Origin of the sequence: Amycolatopsis sp. NBC_00345, from assembly GCF_036116635.1 — a bacterium.
Classification (GTDB): domain Bacteria; phylum Actinomycetota; class Actinomycetes; order Mycobacteriales; family Pseudonocardiaceae; genus Amycolatopsis.
The window spans coordinates 5,483,031-5,499,139 of sequence record NZ_CP107995.1; the positions used below are offsets into that span (position 1 = coordinate 5,483,031).

At 72.4% G+C, this 16,109-nt stretch carries 12 protein-coding genes and 1 riboswitch; of the genes, 8 read left to right on the plus strand and 4 right to left on the minus strand.

Features of this window, described 5'->3' with window-relative positions:
* Positions 1-3 precede the first annotated feature (3 nt).
* From OG943_RS24415 to OG943_RS24440, 6 genes are all read left to right on the plus strand, one after another.
* A complete protein-coding gene (locus OG943_RS24415; protein WP_328603230.1) occupies positions 4-927 on the plus strand; it encodes an ABC transporter ATP-binding protein in 924 nt (307 codons plus the stop codon).
* On the plus strand, positions 924-1,772 hold the full coding sequence (locus tag OG943_RS24420) for an ABC transporter permease (RefSeq protein ID WP_328603231.1): 849 nt from the start codon (positions 924-926) through the stop codon (positions 1,770-1,772). The genes OG943_RS24415 and OG943_RS24420 overlap by 4 nt, the downstream gene beginning before the upstream one ends.
* A 6-nt stretch (positions 1,773-1,778) precedes the next feature.
* On the plus strand, positions 1,779-2,018 hold the full coding sequence (locus tag OG943_RS24425) for a helix-turn-helix transcriptional regulator (RefSeq protein ID WP_328603232.1): 240 nt from the start codon (positions 1,779-1,781) through the stop codon (positions 2,016-2,018).
* Positions 2,019-2,052: 34 nt separating this feature from the next.
* Positions 2,053-2,676: a hypothetical protein gene (locus tag OG943_RS24430; RefSeq protein WP_328603233.1), complete on the plus strand. Its 624-nt coding sequence runs from the start codon at positions 2,053-2,055 to the stop codon at positions 2,674-2,676.
* A 64-nt stretch (positions 2,677-2,740) separates the two neighbouring features.
* Positions 2,741-2,810, plus strand: a riboswitch (cobalamin riboswitch).
* A 52-nt stretch (positions 2,811-2,862) separates the two neighbouring features.
* The gene (cobN, locus tag OG943_RS24435) at positions 2,863-6,474 is read left to right on the plus strand and encodes a cobaltochelatase subunit CobN (RefSeq protein WP_328612143.1); all 3,612 of its coding nucleotides are present in this window, start codon (positions 2,863-2,865) and stop codon (positions 6,472-6,474) included.
* Positions 6,475-7,289: 815 nt separating this feature from the next.
* Positions 7,290-8,504, plus strand: a complete 1,215-nt coding sequence (locus tag OG943_RS24440) for a chitinase (protein ID WP_328603234.1) — start codon at positions 7,290-7,292, stop codon at positions 8,502-8,504.
* A gap of 324 nt (positions 8,505-8,828) precedes the next feature.
* On the opposite strand, the gene OG943_RS24445 is transcribed toward OG943_RS24440, so the two are convergent.
* The 4 genes from OG943_RS24445 to OG943_RS24460 all read right to left on the minus strand — a co-directional run bounded on the left by OG943_RS24445 (position 8,829) and on the right by OG943_RS24460 (position 13,682).
* Positions 8,829-9,935 (minus strand): dihydrofolate reductase family protein, encoded by a 1,107-nt coding sequence (locus OG943_RS24445; protein ID WP_328603235.1) that lies wholly within the window; start codon positions 9,933-9,935, stop codon positions 8,829-8,831.
* Positions 9,936-9,952: 17 nt separating this feature from the next.
* Positions 9,953-11,185, minus strand: coding sequence for an aldehyde dehydrogenase family protein (locus tag OG943_RS24450; RefSeq protein WP_328603236.1), 1,233 nt, complete (start codon positions 11,183-11,185; stop codon positions 9,953-9,955).
* Between the two features lie 101 nt (positions 11,186-11,286).
* Positions 11,287-11,982, minus strand: coding sequence for a M50 family metallopeptidase (locus OG943_RS24455; protein ID WP_328612144.1), 696 nt, complete (start codon positions 11,980-11,982; stop codon positions 11,287-11,289).
* Between the two features lie 521 nt (positions 11,983-12,503).
* Positions 12,504-13,682, minus strand: coding sequence for a DNA-3-methyladenine glycosylase family protein (locus tag OG943_RS24460; protein WP_328603237.1), 1,179 nt, complete (start codon positions 13,680-13,682; stop codon positions 12,504-12,506).
* 175 nt (positions 13,683-13,857) lie between these two features.
* Here OG943_RS24460 and OG943_RS24465 point away from each other — a divergent pair, with 175 nt between their 5' ends.
* Together OG943_RS24465 and OG943_RS24470 are read left to right on the plus strand one after the other, a co-directional pair.
* Entirely contained in the window at positions 13,858-14,670 is an 813-nt protein-coding gene (locus tag OG943_RS24465; RefSeq protein ID WP_328603238.1) for a class I SAM-dependent methyltransferase, read from the plus strand.
* Positions 14,671-14,705: 35 nt separating this feature from the next.
* Positions 14,706-16,028 (plus strand): M20 family metallopeptidase, encoded by a 1,323-nt coding sequence (locus OG943_RS24470; protein ID WP_328603239.1) that lies wholly within the window; start codon positions 14,706-14,708, stop codon positions 16,026-16,028.
* The last annotated feature ends 81 nt before the right edge of the window (positions 16,029-16,109 follow it).

Here is a 16,109-nt window from a genome sequence, read left to right on the forward strand (position 1 = left end):
CCGATGCGGAATCAGGGCGAAGTAGTCCTGCGCGTCGAAGACCTGCGGATGCGCTACGGGACGAACGACGTGCTGCACAACGTCGCGTTCACCGCGCACCGCGGCGAGGTGCTCTGCCTGCTGGGGCCGAACGGCGCGGGAAAGACGACGACGATCGAGATCCTCGAGGGCTTCCGGATGCGGTCCGCGGGCCTCGTCGAGGTGCTCGGCACCGACCCGGCGAACGGCGGTGAAGACTGGCGGGCACGGCTGGGGGTCGTGCTCCAGTCCTGGCGCGACCACGGCCGATGGCGCGTGCGCGAGCTGCTCGCGCACCTCGGCGAGTACTACGCGCCTTATTCGACGGAGCAGATCCGCCGGCCGTGGAACACCGACGAGCTGATCGAGGCCGTCGGGCTGACCCCGCACGCGCACAAGAAGCTCCGGCAGCTCTCCGGTGGCCAGCGGCGCCGGCTCGACGTGGCGATCGGCATCGTCGGACGGCCCGAGCTGCTGTTCCTCGACGAGCCCACGGCGGGCTTCGACCCGGAGGCCCGGCGCGAGTTCCACGAGCTGGTGCACCGGCTGACCGACGACGAGGACACCACGATCCTGCTCACCACCCACGACCTCGACGAGGCCGACAAGCTGGCGGACCGGATCCTCATCCTCAGCGGCGGCCACATCGTCGCCGACGGCTCGGCCGACGAGCTCAGCCGCCAGATCGCCGGTGAAGCCGAGGTGCGCTGGACCGTCGACGGGCAACGCTTCGTGCACTCCACCACCGAAGCGACGAAGTACGTGTACGAGCTTTTCAAGCAGCACGGCGATGCCGTCGCGGATCTCGAGGTCCGCCGGGCCTCACTGGAGGACACCTACATGACTCTCGTGCACCGGGCCGAGGCCGGGCTCACGGCCGAGCTCTCGACAGAAGCAGGTGTGCGATGAATCCCCGCGCGGCCGCGCTCCGGACCGGCCTGCGCCGCGGCCTGATCGAATTCCGCCACCAGTGGACCAATCGCGACGACATCGTCGGGCAGCTGTTCTGGACCGTGACGACCCTGGGCGCGCTGTTGTTCATGCGGGGCGCGACGCTGCCCGGCACGTCGTTCTCGCTCGGTGCGTCGAGCGTGCCGGGGGTGCTGGGCGCGGGGATCGTGCTCAACGGCCTGTCCGGTATGGCGGGCTTCCTGACCGTCGACCGCGAAGACGGCACACTGCTGCGGGCCAAGGCGACGCCCAACGGCATGCTCGGCTACCTCGTCGGCAAGATGACCTCGGTCTCGCTGATGCAGGTGACCGGGATGGCGGTCACGCTGATCCCGGCCCTGTTCCTGTTCAGCGGACTGGCCACGGGCGGCGTCTGGTCCTGGCTGACCCTGCTGTGGGTGCTCGTCGTGGGGCTGACCGCCACACTGCCGCTCGGCGCCGCCCTCGGGTCGCTGACCACCAGTTCCCGCTCGATGGCCTTCATCATGCTGCCGGTGTTCGGCCTCGGCGCGATCTCCGGGATCTTCTACCCGATCACCGCGCTGCCGGTCTGGGTGCAGGACGTCGCGCAGGTGTTCCCGATGTACTGGCTCGGCCTCGGCATGCGCTCGGCGCTGCTGCCGGACTCCGCCGTGGTGGTCGAGATCGGGCAGTCCTGGCGGCCGTGGGCGACCCTCGGCGTGCTGGCCGCGTGGGCCGTGATCGGATTGGTGCTGGCCCCGATCCTGCTGCGCCGGATGGCACGGCGGGAGTCCGGGTCTTCGGTGGCGGCACGACGGGAAAGGGCACTGCAGCGTGCGTGAGCGCCAATGAGTGAGAACGTCTACAACCGGATCTCGGTGCTGCGCGCCGAGCGCGGGATCTCCCGCCGTCAGCTGGCCGACGCGCTGGGTGTGCACTACCAGACCATCGGGTACCTGGAGCGCGGCGAGTACAGCCCGAGCCTCCACCTGGCGCTGCGGATCGCGGAGTTCTTCGAGGTGGCGGTGGAGGTGCTGTTCTCCACCGCCCCGTTCCCGCGGATCGGCGACCGTGAGCGCACCGGCTGACGGTGGATGTCTGAGCGGGGGTATCAAGGACGACGTGATCGTCCCCGAACACCTGCGCGCCGCCGAGCTGCTGATCGACCACGTGTCTCCCGAGCACAACCGGTACAAAGCCTCCGGCGAGCCCGACGTGGTGAGCTGGGCCGAGCCGTGGCGCAACCACACGCAGTGCGCGTCGTTCCAGACGCAGGTGCTCAAGCGCGCCTACGCCTGGGCCGACGACGAGTTCTTCACCACGCACTTCCGCTCGGTCAGCCCGCCCTCGCGCACCTACTGGTGGGTGTTCAGCCGCCGGGCGGTGCCGCACTTCGCACCCGTGGACACCGTCGCGGGCCTGCGGGCGGGCGACCTGGTGGTGATCGACTACGGCCACCGGCGTCCGGTGAACACCGGGCACATCGTGCTGGTCCGCGGCGCGCCGGTGGCGGACGGGGCCGGCGCGTACCGGGTGCCGGTCGCCGACTGCACGGCCGATCCGCACGGCACCTCCGCGGAGTTCCCGGACAGCCGCGGCCCCGGTGGCCAGGGCGCCGGGCGCGGGCACATGGTGTTCCACGCCGACCCGGCCACCGGGGGTTTCGGCGGGTACTCGTGGAGCGTCACGGCCCGGCGCGCGCATCCCGCCGGCGAGCGGCCGATCGTCGCGGTGCGCGTGGTCTGACACGTCACCTTGACGCGCGCGGCCACGCCCCGGAGAGTGAGGGCGAACCACGCGTCGGCAGGTGGAGGAACCCGGTGAGAGTCCGGGACGGTCCCGCCACTGTGACCCGGAGTGATCCGGGGAGCCAGGAACTCCCGCCGGCGCGACCCACGACCCGGGGCGCGGACACCCCGAGTGAGGAACACCGTGATCCTGCTGCTGTCCACTTCGGACACCGATCTGCTCAGCGCCCGGGCCGCCGAGGGCGAGTTCCGCCTGGCGAACCCCGCCCGCCTGGACCTCGCCGAGCTGCCGGGGCTGCTGGACGGCGCGGCGATCGTCGTGGTCCGGATCCTGGGCACCCCGCGCAGCTGGCAGGAGGGGCTGGACACGCTGCGCGCGTCCGGTTCGCACGTGGTCGTGCTCGGCGGGGAGCAGACGCCGGACGCCGAGCTGATGAAGCTCTCGACGGTGCCGGCGGGCATCGCGGCGGAGGCGCACGCGTACCTCGCGCAGGGCGGGCCGGAGAACCTCACCCAGCTGCACCGTTTCCTGTCCGACACGCTGCTGCTCACCGGCGACGGCTTCGAGCCGCCCGCCGTGCAGCCCGCCTGGGGTGTGCTGGAACGGCCCGCGTCGTCGAACACCGGGCCCGTCGTCGGGATCCTCTACTACCGCGCGCACCACCTGTCCGGGAACACCGCGTTCGTGCACGCGCTGGCCGACGCGATCGAGGCCGAGGGCGGGCGGGCGCTGCCGATCCACTGCGCGTCGCTACGCACGCGCGAGCCGGAGATGATGGCCGAGCTGGGCCAGGCGGACGCGCTGCTGGTCACCGTGCTGGCCGCGGGCGGCACCCGGCCGTCGGAGGCCGGCGCCGGTGGTGACGACGAGGCGTGGGACGTCGCCGAGATGGCCGGCCTGGACGTGCCGATCCTGCAGGCCCTGTGCCTGACCAGCGACCGCGAGAGCTGGTCGGCCAGCGACGAGGGCCTGACCCCGCTGGACGCCGGCAACCAGATGGCCGTGCCGGAGTTCGACGGCCGGCTGATCACGGTGCCGTTCTCGTTCAAGGAAATCGACGAAGACGGCCTGCCCCGCTACGTGCCCGACGCCGAGCGCGCGTCCCGCGTCGCCGGGATCGCGCTGGCGCACGCGCGCCTGCGTCACACGCCTCCGCCCGAACGCCGGATCGCGCTGATGCTCTCGGCGTACCCGACGAAGCACTCGCGCGTCGGCAACGCCGTCGGGCTGGACACGCCGGCGTCCGCGGTCAAGCTGCTGCGGCAGATGCGTTCCCAGGGGTACGACCTCGGCGCGGACGCGTTCCCCGGCGTCGAGCCGACCGGTACGGAACAGCCGGACGGCGACGCGCTGATCCACGCGCTGATCGCGGCCGGCGGCCAGGATCCCGAGTGGCTGACCGAGGAGCAGCTGTCGGGCAACCCGATCCGCGTGCCCGCCGCACGTTACCGCGAGTGGTTCGCACGGCTGCCCTCGGCGTTGCGCGAGGCGATGGAGGAGCACTGGGGCCCGGCGCCGGGCCAGCTGTATGTCGACACGTCGTCGAATGCCGAAGGCGACATCGTGCTGGCCTCGCTGCAGGCGGGCAACGTCGTGATCATGATCCAGCCGCCGCGCGGGTTCGGCGAGAACCCGGTGGCGATCTACCACAACCCGGACCTCCCGCCGAGCCACCACTACCTCGCCGCGTACCGCTGGCTGGAGGAGGAGTTCGGCGCGCACGCCGTGGTGCACCTGGGCAAACACGGCTCGCTGGAATGGCTGCCGGGCAAGACGGCCGGGCTCTCGGCGTCGTGCGCGCCCGACGCGGTGCTGGGCAACCTGCCGCTGGTCTACCCGTTCCTGATCAACGACCCGGGCGAGGGCGCGCAGGCGAAACGCCGCGCGCACGCCACGATCGTCGACCACCTGATCCCGCCGATGGCACGCGCCGAGTCCTACGGCGACCTCGCGCGGCTAGAGCAGCTGATGGACGAGCACGCGAACATCGCCGCGATGGACCCGGCGAAGCTGCCCGCCGTGCGCGCGCAGATCTGGACGCTGATCCAGGCGGCCAAGCTGGACCACGACCTCGGCATCGGCGAACGCCCGCACGACGCGGAGTTCGACGACTTCCTGCTGCACATCGACGGCTGGCTGTGCGAGGTCAAGGACGCGCAGATCCGCGACGGCCTGCACATCCTGGGCGAGGCGCCGGTCGGCGAGGCGCGGGTGAACCTGGTGCTCGCCATGCTGCGCGCCCAGCAGATGTGGGGCGGCAAGCAGGGCGCGGTGCCCGGCCTGCGCTCGGCACTGGGGCTCAAGGAGAACTCCGACGCGCCACTGTCCGAAGTGGACGCCATCGAGGCCACGGCCCGCACGCTGGTCGAGGCGATGGAGACGCGCTCGTGGGCGCCGTCGGCGGTGGTTGGTGTCGTGGCTGACGTGCTGGGCAACCCCGACGAGCAGGTCGCGCACGTGCTGACGTTCGCGGCCACCGAGATCGTGCCGCGGCTCGCGGGCACCGACGCCGAGCTGGACGCCGTCCTGCACGCCCTCGACGGCGGCTACATTCCCGCCGGACCCAGCGGTTCGCCGTTGCGCGGGCTGGTGAACGTGCTGCCGACGGGCCGGAACTTCTACACCGTCGACCCGAAGGCCATCCCGAGCCGGCTGGCGTGGGAGACGGGCCAGGCGCTGGCCGATTCGCTGCTGCGCCGGTACCGCGAAGACAGTGCCACGTCCGAGTGGCCGCGTTCGGTCGGGCTCTCGGTGTGGGGCACGTCGGCGATGCGGACGTCGGGCGACGACGCCGCGGAGGTGCTGGCGCTGCTGGGCGTGCAGCCGGTGTGGGACGAAGCGTCACGGCGCGTCACGGGCATCGAGGCGATCCCGCTGTCGGAACTGGGCCGCCCGCGCATCGACGTGACGGTGCGTATCAGCGGCTTCTTCCGCGACGCGTTCCCGCACGTGATCACGCTGATGGACGATGCCGTACGCCTGGTCGCCGGTTTGGACGAGCCGCTCTCGGAGAACTACGTCCGGGCACACGTCGCAGCGGACATGGCTTCACACGGCGATAACCGACGGGCGACGACGCGGATCTTCGGCTCGAAGCCCGGCGCGTACGGCGCGGGCCTGCTGCCCCTGATGGACTCCGGCAACTGGCGCGACGACAAGGACCTCGCCGAGGTGTACGCGGTCTGGGGCGGCTTCGCCTACGGCCGCGACCTCGACGGCCGCCCGGCACGCGAGGACATGGAGCAGTCGTACAAGCGCATCGTCGTCGCCGCGAAGAACACCGACACGCGCGAACACGACATCGCCGACTCCGACGACTACTTCCAGTACCACGGCGGCATGATCGCCACCGTCCGCGCCCTGACGGGCACCGCGCCCGTCTCCTACGTCGGCGACTCGACGACGCCGGACGCCGTCCGCACCCGCACCCTGGGAGAGGAGACGGCGCGCGTCTTCCGCGCCCGCGTCGTCAACCCGCGCTGGCTGTCCGCCATGCGCAAACACGGCTACAAGGGCGCCTTCGAACTAGCCGCGACCGTGGATTACCTGTTCGGCTTCGACGCCACCGCCGGCGTCGTGGGAGACTGGATGTACGAGAAGCTGTCGGAGTCCTACGTGCTGGACGCGGTGAACCAGGACTTCCTCCGCCAGGCCAACCCGTGGGCCCTGCGCGGCATCATCGAGCGCCTCACCGAAGCCGCCGACCGCGGCCTCTGGTCCGAACCGGACCCGGCCCTGCTGGCCCAGCTCCGCGACGTCTACCTGACCTTGGAAGGCGACCTCGAGAGCGAGTAACCGGCTGTGCGTGCTCGCCTCGCTCGCATGATGCCGCGCGAGGCGGCCACGCACCTGGGGTTGTCCGGCAGCCGCCTACGCCGCCTCGCTGCGGCTGGGGATTCCCCAGCCCACGCGACAACCCGCGCGTCCCTTGCAGCACCCGGCTTCGCTGCGCCCCAGCACCATCCTCACCCGCAGCACCCGGCTTCACCACGCCCCGGCACCATCCCCACCCGCGACACCGGCTCCACCACGCCCCGGCACCATCCCCACCCGCGACACCGGCTCCACCACGCCCCGGCACCATCCCCACCCGCGGCACCGGCTTCGCTGCGCCCCGGCACCATCGTCGCCCACTGCAGGCGCGCCATTGGCGCACTCCGCCCGCCAAAGTCGTTCCGTGTGGTCTCCTCGGCCACCTCGCCCGCCACCGACCACGCCCGACATTTCGCCCCCGGCCCGGGCAAACCCCGCCGCTCTCCGCCACCGCCACTGCCGCCGCGTCCGCCGCACCACCACCGCGTCCGTCGCGCCCGCCGCACCACCACCGCCGCCGCGTCCGCCGCCGCCACCGCCGCGTCCGTCGCACCGCCGCGACCACCGCGACCGCGGGCCTCGCCCCGCTCTTCACCACCGCCGCGACCGGACCACTGACCACAGTGGTCCAGCGCGCCGGCGAGCCGGTTGGGCCGCCAGGGTGAACGCGACGTCACCAATCCCGGCATATCGCCCGTAGCCGCCCTACTGACGTCGGGTGGTCCGCTCCACGCCTTGACTTCGCAATGGTCTAGTCCAATGCTGTAGCGCACCTCGCCTCGACAGTTGGAGGACAGATGCGACGAAGCAGACTGGCCGCCGTCGGGATCGCCGCCGCCACCGTGCTCGGGGCTGCCGCGACCTTGGCCGCGACCGCCAACGCGCAGCCGGACGCCGCGGCCGCCCCCGCCGCGCTCAGCAACAACTGGTACGCGTCGGCCCCGTATCTCATGCCCCAGAGCAACAACCCGCCCGACCCGGTCACCGTGATGAACGCGACCGGGCAGAAGGCGTTCCAGCTGGCGTTCATCCTCGCGCCCAACGGCGGCGGCTGCTCGCCCACGTGGGACGGCACGTCCGCGGTGTCTTCGGACACGGCCGTGGCCGGTGTGATCAGCAAGATCCGCGGTGCCGGTGGCGACGTGTCCGTGTCCGTCGGCGGTTACGGCGGCACCAAGCTCGGCCAGACGTGTGGCTCCGTCGCCGCGACCGCCGACGCGTACCAGCAGGTGATCACCAAGTACGGCCTCAAGGCGATCGACTTCGACCTCGAAGAGCCGGAGTACGAAAACACCGCCGCGATCGCGAACGAGCTAGGCGCCGCGAAAACGTTGCAGGCCAACAACCCGGACCTGTTCGTCTCGGTGACCATGCCGGGCACGGCGGCCGGCACGGGCTGGTTCGGCACGCAGCTGCTCGACCAGGCCAAGTCGATCGGCTTCTCCCCCAACAACTTCTCCATCATGCCCTTCGATGGCGGCTTCAACGGCGGCTCGTCGCAGGTGTCCGCGCTGGAGGCGTTCCACGGCCTGCTCGTGAGCCACATGGGCTGGGACAGCGCCACCGCGTACTCGCACGAGGGCTTCTCCGGCATGAACGGAAAGTCCGACGCCGCGGAGATCTTCAACGTCTCGGACTTCCAGACGGTGTACGACTACGCGACCAGCCATAAGCTCGGCCGTTTCACGTTCTGGTCGGTCAACCGCGACCGCGCCTGCGTGGGCACGACCGACAACGGCGTCTGCTCCAACGTCCAGCAGAACGACTGGGACTTCACGAAGTTCACCACCCAGTTCGCCGGCGCCACCCCGCCGCAGACGGGCCCGCCGACCAGCCCGCCCACCAGCCCGGGCACCTGCGCCGCCGCGGAATGGTCGAAGACGCAGGTCTACACGAACGGCAACGCCGTCTCCCACAACGGCCACAAATGGACCGCCAAGTGGTGGACCCAGGGCGAGGAACCCGGCACCACCGGCCCGGACGGCGTCTGGGCCGACAACGGCACCTGCTGACCCTCGAGCCCCGACGAACGCCGGGTGGTCCCCGACCCACCCGGCGTTCGGTTTGTCCAGCTCAGGAACCCCGCCCCTGTCCGCACGGCGGGATTCCCCGCGACGGCTCCGCCTTCAAACCCTGCCCCGATTGGTCCCCTCCGAGCCGAGCCCACGCGTGCCGCCGGTAGCAAGTCCAAACCCGCCGCAGCCCGGCCGAGTACTCAGCGCCGGGGAGCGTTTCGCAGCAACCCCACCACGCCCACTCACCGCCCAGCAGCGCACCGGGCCAGCCTGGCCAAGCGACCGACCACCGCGAAAGTGTTTCGCAGCAACCGAATCGCGTCAGGGGCGGACGCCGGGCAGGTGTGTGTTGGCGCGGCGGACGTCCGCGGCGAGCGCCGGGACCTCGATCACCTGGCGGCCCGCCGCCGTCAGCTGCTCGACTCCCTCGGCCTCGACGAAGAGTGACGGCTCGCGCCATGCCATGACCACTCGCGGGATCGCCGTCGCGAGGATCAGCTGGGTGCAGCTGCGCGGGTGCGACGCGCGGGCGCTGCACGGCTCCAGCGAGCTGTACATCGTCGCGGTGGCGAGGCGGGCGTCGTCCGGGAGGAGCTTCGCGAGCGCGGCCTCCTCGGCGTGGTTGCGCGGATCGCCCTCGCCGGAATGCCCGGTGGCGAGCACGGTGCCGTCGGGGGCGGCGATCACGGCGCCCACGCGGAACGTCGAGCTCGGCGGGCACTCGTCCGCGAGCGCGATCGCCTGGCGCAGCCGCAGCACGTCAAGCGCCGAGGGCTCCGCGGCCACGCGGTAGTGCAGCACCGCGACGTCGCCCAGCTGTCGCACCTCCGCCAGCCGCAGCGGTCGCGGGACCGCGCCGGGGCCCAGGAACCGCGGCGCACGCGGGTCGCCGACCGTGATCGGCGCGACGGCGAGCCGCAGCTCGTCGGCCAAACCAGCGGCGAGGAACTGCGTGTGCACGGCGCCGCCGCCCTCGACAAGCAGCCGTCGAACGCCGCGCGCGCCGAGGTCGTCGAGGATCCGCTCCAGCTCGGGCGGGGTGCCGGCGTCGACGAGGGTCGCAACGTCACGCAACTCGTCCGCGGCCATCGGCGGCGCGTAAACGAGCTTCGTCGTGTCGCCGGTCGTGAAGAACCGCGCGGTCGGGTCGAGCTTGCCGCTGCTCGTCACGGTCACCTTGATCGGCTGCTCCGGCCGCCCCGCCGCCAGCCGCTCGCGGCGGAGCTCAGCCGAGCGGACGAGCAGTCGCGGGTTGTCCGCCCGCACCGTGCCCGCGCCGACGAGGATCGCGTCGGACTCCGCCCGCAGCCGGTCGACCTCGGCGAAATCGTCCTCATTGGACAGGAGCAGCCGGGTGCTGCTCGCGTCGTCGAGGTAACCGTCCAGCGACTGGGCGGCCGAGAGCACGACGTGGGGCCGGGCGGTCATCGAAGCTCAGCCACCGCTCATACCGGCAGCACGGCGTACTGGCGAACATGCAGGTCGGTGTAGGTCACCGGCCCGCGCGGCCCCGGCACCCGGTCCAGGTTGATGCCCGTCTCGGGGACCGCGAGCAGCTTGAAGCCGTCGAGCAGCCGGGTCGGCGCGTTCCAGAACACGCCGGTGCCGGTGTAGCCGTCGAAAAACGCGTCGGCCGCAGCCGGGTCCTCGGTGGCGATACCCGCCGCGAGACCGGACGTCTGCTCGTTCGCGACCGCGACGGCCTGCGTCAGCCCAGTCACCTTCTCGACCGTGACGGTCGCCTCCCGCTCGGAGTCCAGCGCCCACTCGTACCCGATGGCGTGCTCGTGCGGCGCCAGCGACGGCGTCACCCCACGCTCGGTCAGCGCCTCCGCGATCGACGGCCAGATTGCGTCGTGCGCACCCTCGTGGATGAGCAGCAGGTTCAGCCGGTTGCAGACGCCGAGCCGGTCGAGGCTCGCGGACACGAGGTCGCGCACCTTGCCGGCGTCCGCGGCCGCGTCGACGTACAGCACGCCGCCGCCGTCCGCGTGGGCCAGCGTGCCCACGCCGTGCACCGCCGCCTCCGTGGCCAGCTCGCGCGTGCTGTCACCGCTGCCGCGCAGGATCACGAGCGGCACCAGCGCGGGCAGGCGCACCAGCGCCGACGCGGCCTCCCGCTCGACTCGCGGCACCAGCTGCACCACGGCCGGGTCGATCCCGGCGTCGGCGAGCGCCGGCGCGATCACAACCTCCCGCAGTCGCTGCGCGGAGCCCAGCGCCGCCGAACCCGTGCGCAGCACCCCGGCGTTGCGCGACTTGACCAGCTGCGAAGCCACGTCCACGGTCACGTTCGGCCGCGCTTCGTAGTTCGCACCGATCACGCCGACCGGCCGCCGCCGCTCCACCAGCCGCAGCCCGCCGTCCAAAGTGGACACGTCGATGGACCGCGCCTGGTGCGGCGCCCCGGCCAGCAGCTGCAGCTGCTCGGCCATGTCGGCGAGCCGCTCCGGGGTGATGGTCAGCCGGTCCAGCAGACCGGCGCTCATCCCCTCCGCGCGCGCCTTGGCGACGTCGGCGCCGTTGGCCTCGAGGATCTCCTCGCGGTACGTGACCAGCCGCTCGGCCATGCGGGCCAGCGCCCCGTCCACGACCTCGTTGGTGGCGGCAGCGAGCGACGGTGCAGCCCCCTTGGCCGCCCGCGCGCAGGCCTCGACGGCCTTCGTGACCTCGTCCAACGTTCGTCTCCCTCCGCGCGATCCAGCAGACGTCCAGTCTGCCGCACCCGCCCACATCGGGAGACGACGGCCTCAGCCCTCGGGAAACGTCGGCCCGCGAGTCAGCTCGCGACGGGCTCCAGCAGCCACAGCGCGCCCGCCAGCAGGCAGCTCACCGTGAGCACGGCGAACACCAGCACCCACAGCACCGCGGGCACGCCGGTGAGCCGGCCCAGCTGGTCGGCGTCGGAGTCCCGCGCCCCGCCGCGCCGCCGCTTGACCTGCAGCTCCACCACCGGCCGGACCCCGCCGAACAGCAGGAACCACGCCAGCAGGTACGCGAACGGCGCCTGCACCACCGGCGGCGCCACCAGCGCCACGAGCCCCAGCACCACGGCACTCGCGACCACCGAGAACACCCCGTAGGCGTTGCGCACCATGATCAGCACGCCGAGCAGCAGCAGCGCGACCACCACGAGCACCGCCGTGATCAGGTCGGAACCCAGCAGGCTCGCGAACAGCAGGCCCAGCACCGACGGCGCCACGTAGCCGGCCATCGCGGTGAAAGCCATGCCCGGCCCCTCGGGCTTCCCGCGCGACACGGTGACGCCCGAGGTGTCCGAGTGCAGCTTGATCCCGCGCAGCCGCCGCCCGACCAGCACCGCGGCCAGCCCGTGGCCCGCCTCGTGCACGATGGTGATCACGTTGCGCGCCAGCCGCCACGGCGTCCCGCCGACCAGCACCACCAGCAGCGCCACCCCACCGGTGACCAAGGTGATCGCGCCAGGCGTCTGCGCCTGGGTGAGCGCGTTGTCGATGGCAGAGTCGGTCCCGCTCCCGGCAGCGGCGGCCAGCCCGGACGCACCGGGCAGCCCGCCCGGCACCAGGCGGCCGAAGACGGACGAGACATCGAAGGCGGTCGAAATCACGCCGCCACCTCACCACAGCCCGCATCTGGCCCCTGTTAGCGCCCGCCGTACTTCGGCCACGCCACTCCGCTATGGGGCGCGTCATCCCATCGCGGCTCCTTTCTCGTTTTCACGGTGTCGTTCGATCTCAGAGGTCGGGTTGGCCCGCACCGGGGCGCGAGTGGAGAGCGGCTGCTAGCGGGTCCGGCCTCCCCGGTCGAGCCACTCCGGGCCGCAGCACACGAGATGGGCGGCTTCGGCCCGCGGGCGGCCGCGGCGCCACGGCCGTCGCCCGGTGTGGAGTCGGAGGAGGACGGCCGGGACCAGGTGCCGACGCCGCGAAGCAAGCGGGCGCCGGGAGGCGGGAGGCGCCCCCGGCGAGACCAGGGCAGGGCGCGAGCACCGCCAAAGGCCCGAGGGCGCCGGGACGGTCAGGCGGCCATCACCTCCTCCATGATCGGGACCGCGTCGCGGTCTACGCGGAGGAGAAGGGCGGCCCAGCTGCGGTAGGGGCGCCAGGCTCCGGCCAGGAGTTCCAGGTCCGCGGGGCCGACGGAGTCCAGCAGGCCGTATTCCTCTCTCATGGCGTGATGGAGGCGGACGTCGGCGCGGGGGAAGAGGTCCGGGTGCCCGGCGCCGCGGGCCAGGATCTGCTCGGCGGAGAACTGGCCGATGCCGGGGATCTCGCGCAGCCGCTCGAGGGCGTCCGCCACCGGCATGGCGCGTAGCTCGGCGGAGTCGAGATGGCCCTCCGCGGCGGCTTTGGCGACGGCGCGCAGCCGGGCGGTCCGGAAGTCGGCCAGGCCCGGCTCGAAGGGCAGGTCCGCGATCACCCCCGGCGCGGGGAAGGACAGCACCCGGTACCCGCCGACGTCGACGACTTTTCCGTACCGCTCGGCCAGCCGCCGGCGGAACCGCATCGCCTGGCTGAAGCGCATGCCTTGCGCGAGCACGGCCCAGCAGCCCGCCTCGTACGGCGAGGAGAACAGCACGGGCCGCAGCCCCGCCCGCCGGGCCTGCAACCCGGCCATCACCGGGTCGCGGAAGCCGAGGCCGGTGAAGCGGGACCCGTCGACGTCCAGGGACAGCATGCGGCTGACCTGCGCCAGGACCCGGCCTGCCGACTCCACCGGCGCGGACACCTCGACCTCGACGGTGCCGAAGGAGCCGGGAACGGACGAACCCGCGGTGGACGACGTTCGGCCGGGACGATCCGGATCAGCCGGGCCGGTCGTGAAGGTCGCCGTGGTAGCCGAAGCGGGGCCGTGGGAGCTCCGGCCAGACAGGCCGGGGCCGGGGAAGGACAGCAGTGGGGACACCGCGCCGGAAGCATCGGAAGAGCCGGCAAGGGCGGGACCGGGCGAGCCGGTGGTGAAGACATCGGTGCCGAGCTGCCCGGGCGGTCTCTGCCGGATCGTGGCGCCGACGTGGCGCCAGTCGCCGTCGGAGGGGAAGGCCAGCCGCAGGACGCCGCGCTCCGAGGCGGCGTCCGGGCGGCCCGCCGGGCCGAAGCCGGCCAGGAATCGGGTGGCTGCGGACAGCTCGAACGGGCCCCGCACGGCGATCTCGCCGGTGGGCAGCTCGGTGCGGGCCAGGATCGGTGCGGTCATCGTGAGTCCCTCCTCTGTGGGCTCCGGGGTTGGAGGCCGTGGTGGGGAGATTAGGAATGGGGGCCGACAATCCGGGCCCTCGAACTCCTGATCGGGGATATCTTCACTCGATCGTGGGAGGTGGGTAGTGGGCATACTGCCGGTATCCGAAGCCGCCGGCCCCGAAGGAGCGCCCGTGCCGACCAGCCGTCCGACCGACCGGGACCGAACCGCAGACCAGCCGGCCACGCCGCCGACCAGCCAGGACCGGCTCGCCGGCCTGCTCACCGACCCCGCGGCCCCGACCGCCGAAGGCTTCCTCGACGGCTTGGGCGACGTCCCCCAGGCCGGGCCGACGACCGGCATCACCCAGCGGCTGATGCGCACGACGCTGCTCCCCCAGGTCTACGAGCGTTACTGGCGCCCCACGCTCGGAAGGCTGTTCAAGGGCCCGTTCGGCCCGAGCATGGACGGCGAGGTCCGGCTGGCGACCGAACTGCTGGCCCTGCGCCCGGGCCAGGTCGCGCTCGACGTCGCGTGCGGCACCGGCCGGTTCACCCGCGCCTTCGGCGAGGCGGTCGGCGACGAAGGCCTCGCCATCGGCCTGGACGGTGCGCGCGGCATGCTCACCCGCGCCGCCGCGGAGCGGAATCCGGGCAGCGTCGCCTACCTCCGCGCGGACGCCGTCCGGCCGCCGCTCAAGGAGTCCACTGTGGACGCTGTCTGCTGCTTCGCCGCACTGCACATGTTCGCCGAGCCTGAACGCGCGCTGGACTCGTTCGCGCGAATCCTGCGTCCTGGCGGCCGGATCGTGCTGCTCACCAGCGCGCGCCCCGGCTGGCAGCCCGCGCGGCTGGCCGGCTCGGCGGGCGGGATCCTCAGCGGGCAGCGGATGTTCGACCGCGGCGAGATCGCCGCGAGCCTGCGCGCCCGGGGTTTCCTCATACTCAGCGAACAGTATTCGGGCCTCATCCAGATCGTCGCCGGGAAGCTGCCCGAGGCGAGCTGATCCACTTTGTCGGTGCCCCGGGTTAGCATCGCCGCATGACCCACTCCGCGCCCGTCCCACCCGACGACAGTCACCTGCGCGCCTTGCTCGAAGCCACGGCCGAAGCGGTCGAGGCCGCCGAACCGCTCGGCTCCGACCACGTCGGGGCCGGCGCGGAAGTCCGGGCTGCCGTGGGCCAGGAAGTCCAGGCGCGCGCGGACGAACTCGTCGCGCTGAACCAAGACCTGCACGCCCACCCCGAAGAAGGCTTCACCGAGCACCGCTCCGTGGGCGCGCTGGCCGATCTGCTGCGAGCGCACGGCCACGAGGTGACGGTCGGGCTCGGCGGCCTCGACACGGCGTTGCGCACGAGCACCCCGGACAACGGCGGCCCGCACATCGCCGTGCTGTCGGAGTACGACGCGCTGCCCGGGCTCGGCCACGCGTGCGGGCACAACGTCATCTGCACCGCGGGTGCCGGCGGTTTCCTCGGCGCCGCCGCGGTGGCCGAGCGGCTCGGCGGACGGGTCTCCCTGATCGGCACGCCGGCGGAGGAAGGCGGCGGTGGCAAGGAGACCCTCGCGAGGGCGGGGGTGTTCGACGACGTCGACGCGGTGATCATGCTGCACCCGTTCAGCCACGACATCGCGCTGCACCCGTTCCTGGGCCGGCGTCAGCTGGAGATGGTGTTCCACGGGGTCGGGGCGCACGCGTCCGCGCAGCCGTTCATGGGGCGCAACGCACTCGACGCCGCCGTGGCCGCCTACCAAGGCGTGTCGGCCTTGCGGCAGCAGCTGCCGTCCACCGACCGCGTGCACGGCGTCTTCACCGACGGCGGCGCGCGCCCGAACGTGATCCCGGAGCGGGCGGCGCTGCTGTTCTACCTCCGTTCCGCGGATCCGGAGACCCTGCGCGACCTGGCGAAGCGGATGACCGCGATCGCGCACGGCGCCGCGGAGATGACCGGCTGCGGCGTCGAGCTGAGCTGGGACGCGCAGCCGGCGTACCTGCCCATCCGGTTCAACACCACGCTCGCCGGGCGCTGGTCGGTCAACCAGCTCGGCACCGGCCGCAAGCCGCTGCCGCCGGGCATCGTGCCGGAGTTCCTGACCGGCTCGACCGACCTGGGGAACCTGTCCTTCCGGATGCCGTCGCTGCACCCGATGATCGCGGTCTCCGGGGCCACGGTCGCCTTGCACACCAAGGAGTTCGCCGAGGCGGCCGGGTCGCCGTCCGGGGACAAGGCCGTGGTCGACGGGGCGCTCGGGCTCGCGCTCACCGCCGCCGACTACCTGGCCGACGAGGCGCTGCGCAAAGCGGTGCACGACGAGTTCGAGGCCTCCGGAGGTGTGCTCGACGTCCCGTCGTTCTTCGACTGAGGAGGGGGAAACCGGTGAACGCTGAGGAATGCCTGAGGATTCTCAGCTGATTCTTCTCAGCAAAGCCCCAGGGGTTTCCAC

What these genes read in the sequence shown, in the direction of transcription:
- OG943_RS24470 (WP_328603239.1), top strand. Translation starts at nt 14,706, where the DNA reads ATGACCCACTCCGCGCCCGTCCCACCCGACGACAGTCACCTGCGCGCC.
- OG943_RS24445 (WP_328603235.1), bottom strand. Translation starts at nt 9,935, where the DNA reads ATGACCGCCCGGCCCCACGTCGTGCTCTCGGCCGCCCAGTCGCTGGAC.
- OG943_RS24415 (WP_328603230.1), top strand. Translation starts at nt 4, where the DNA reads ATGCGGAATCAGGGCGAAGTAGTCCTGCGCGTCGAAGACCTGCGGATG.
- OG943_RS24425 (WP_328603232.1), top strand. Translation starts at nt 1,779, where the DNA reads ATGAGTGAGAACGTCTACAACCGGATCTCGGTGCTGCGCGCCGAGCGC.
- OG943_RS24460 (WP_328603237.1), bottom strand. Translation starts at nt 13,682, where the DNA reads ATGACCGCACCGATCCTGGCCCGCACCGAGCTGCCCACCGGCGAGATC.
- OG943_RS24420 (WP_328603231.1), top strand. Translation starts at nt 924, where the DNA reads ATGAATCCCCGCGCGGCCGCGCTCCGGACCGGCCTGCGCCGCGGCCTG.
- OG943_RS24440 (WP_328603234.1), top strand. Translation starts at nt 7,290, where the DNA reads ATGCGACGAAGCAGACTGGCCGCCGTCGGGATCGCCGCCGCCACCGTG.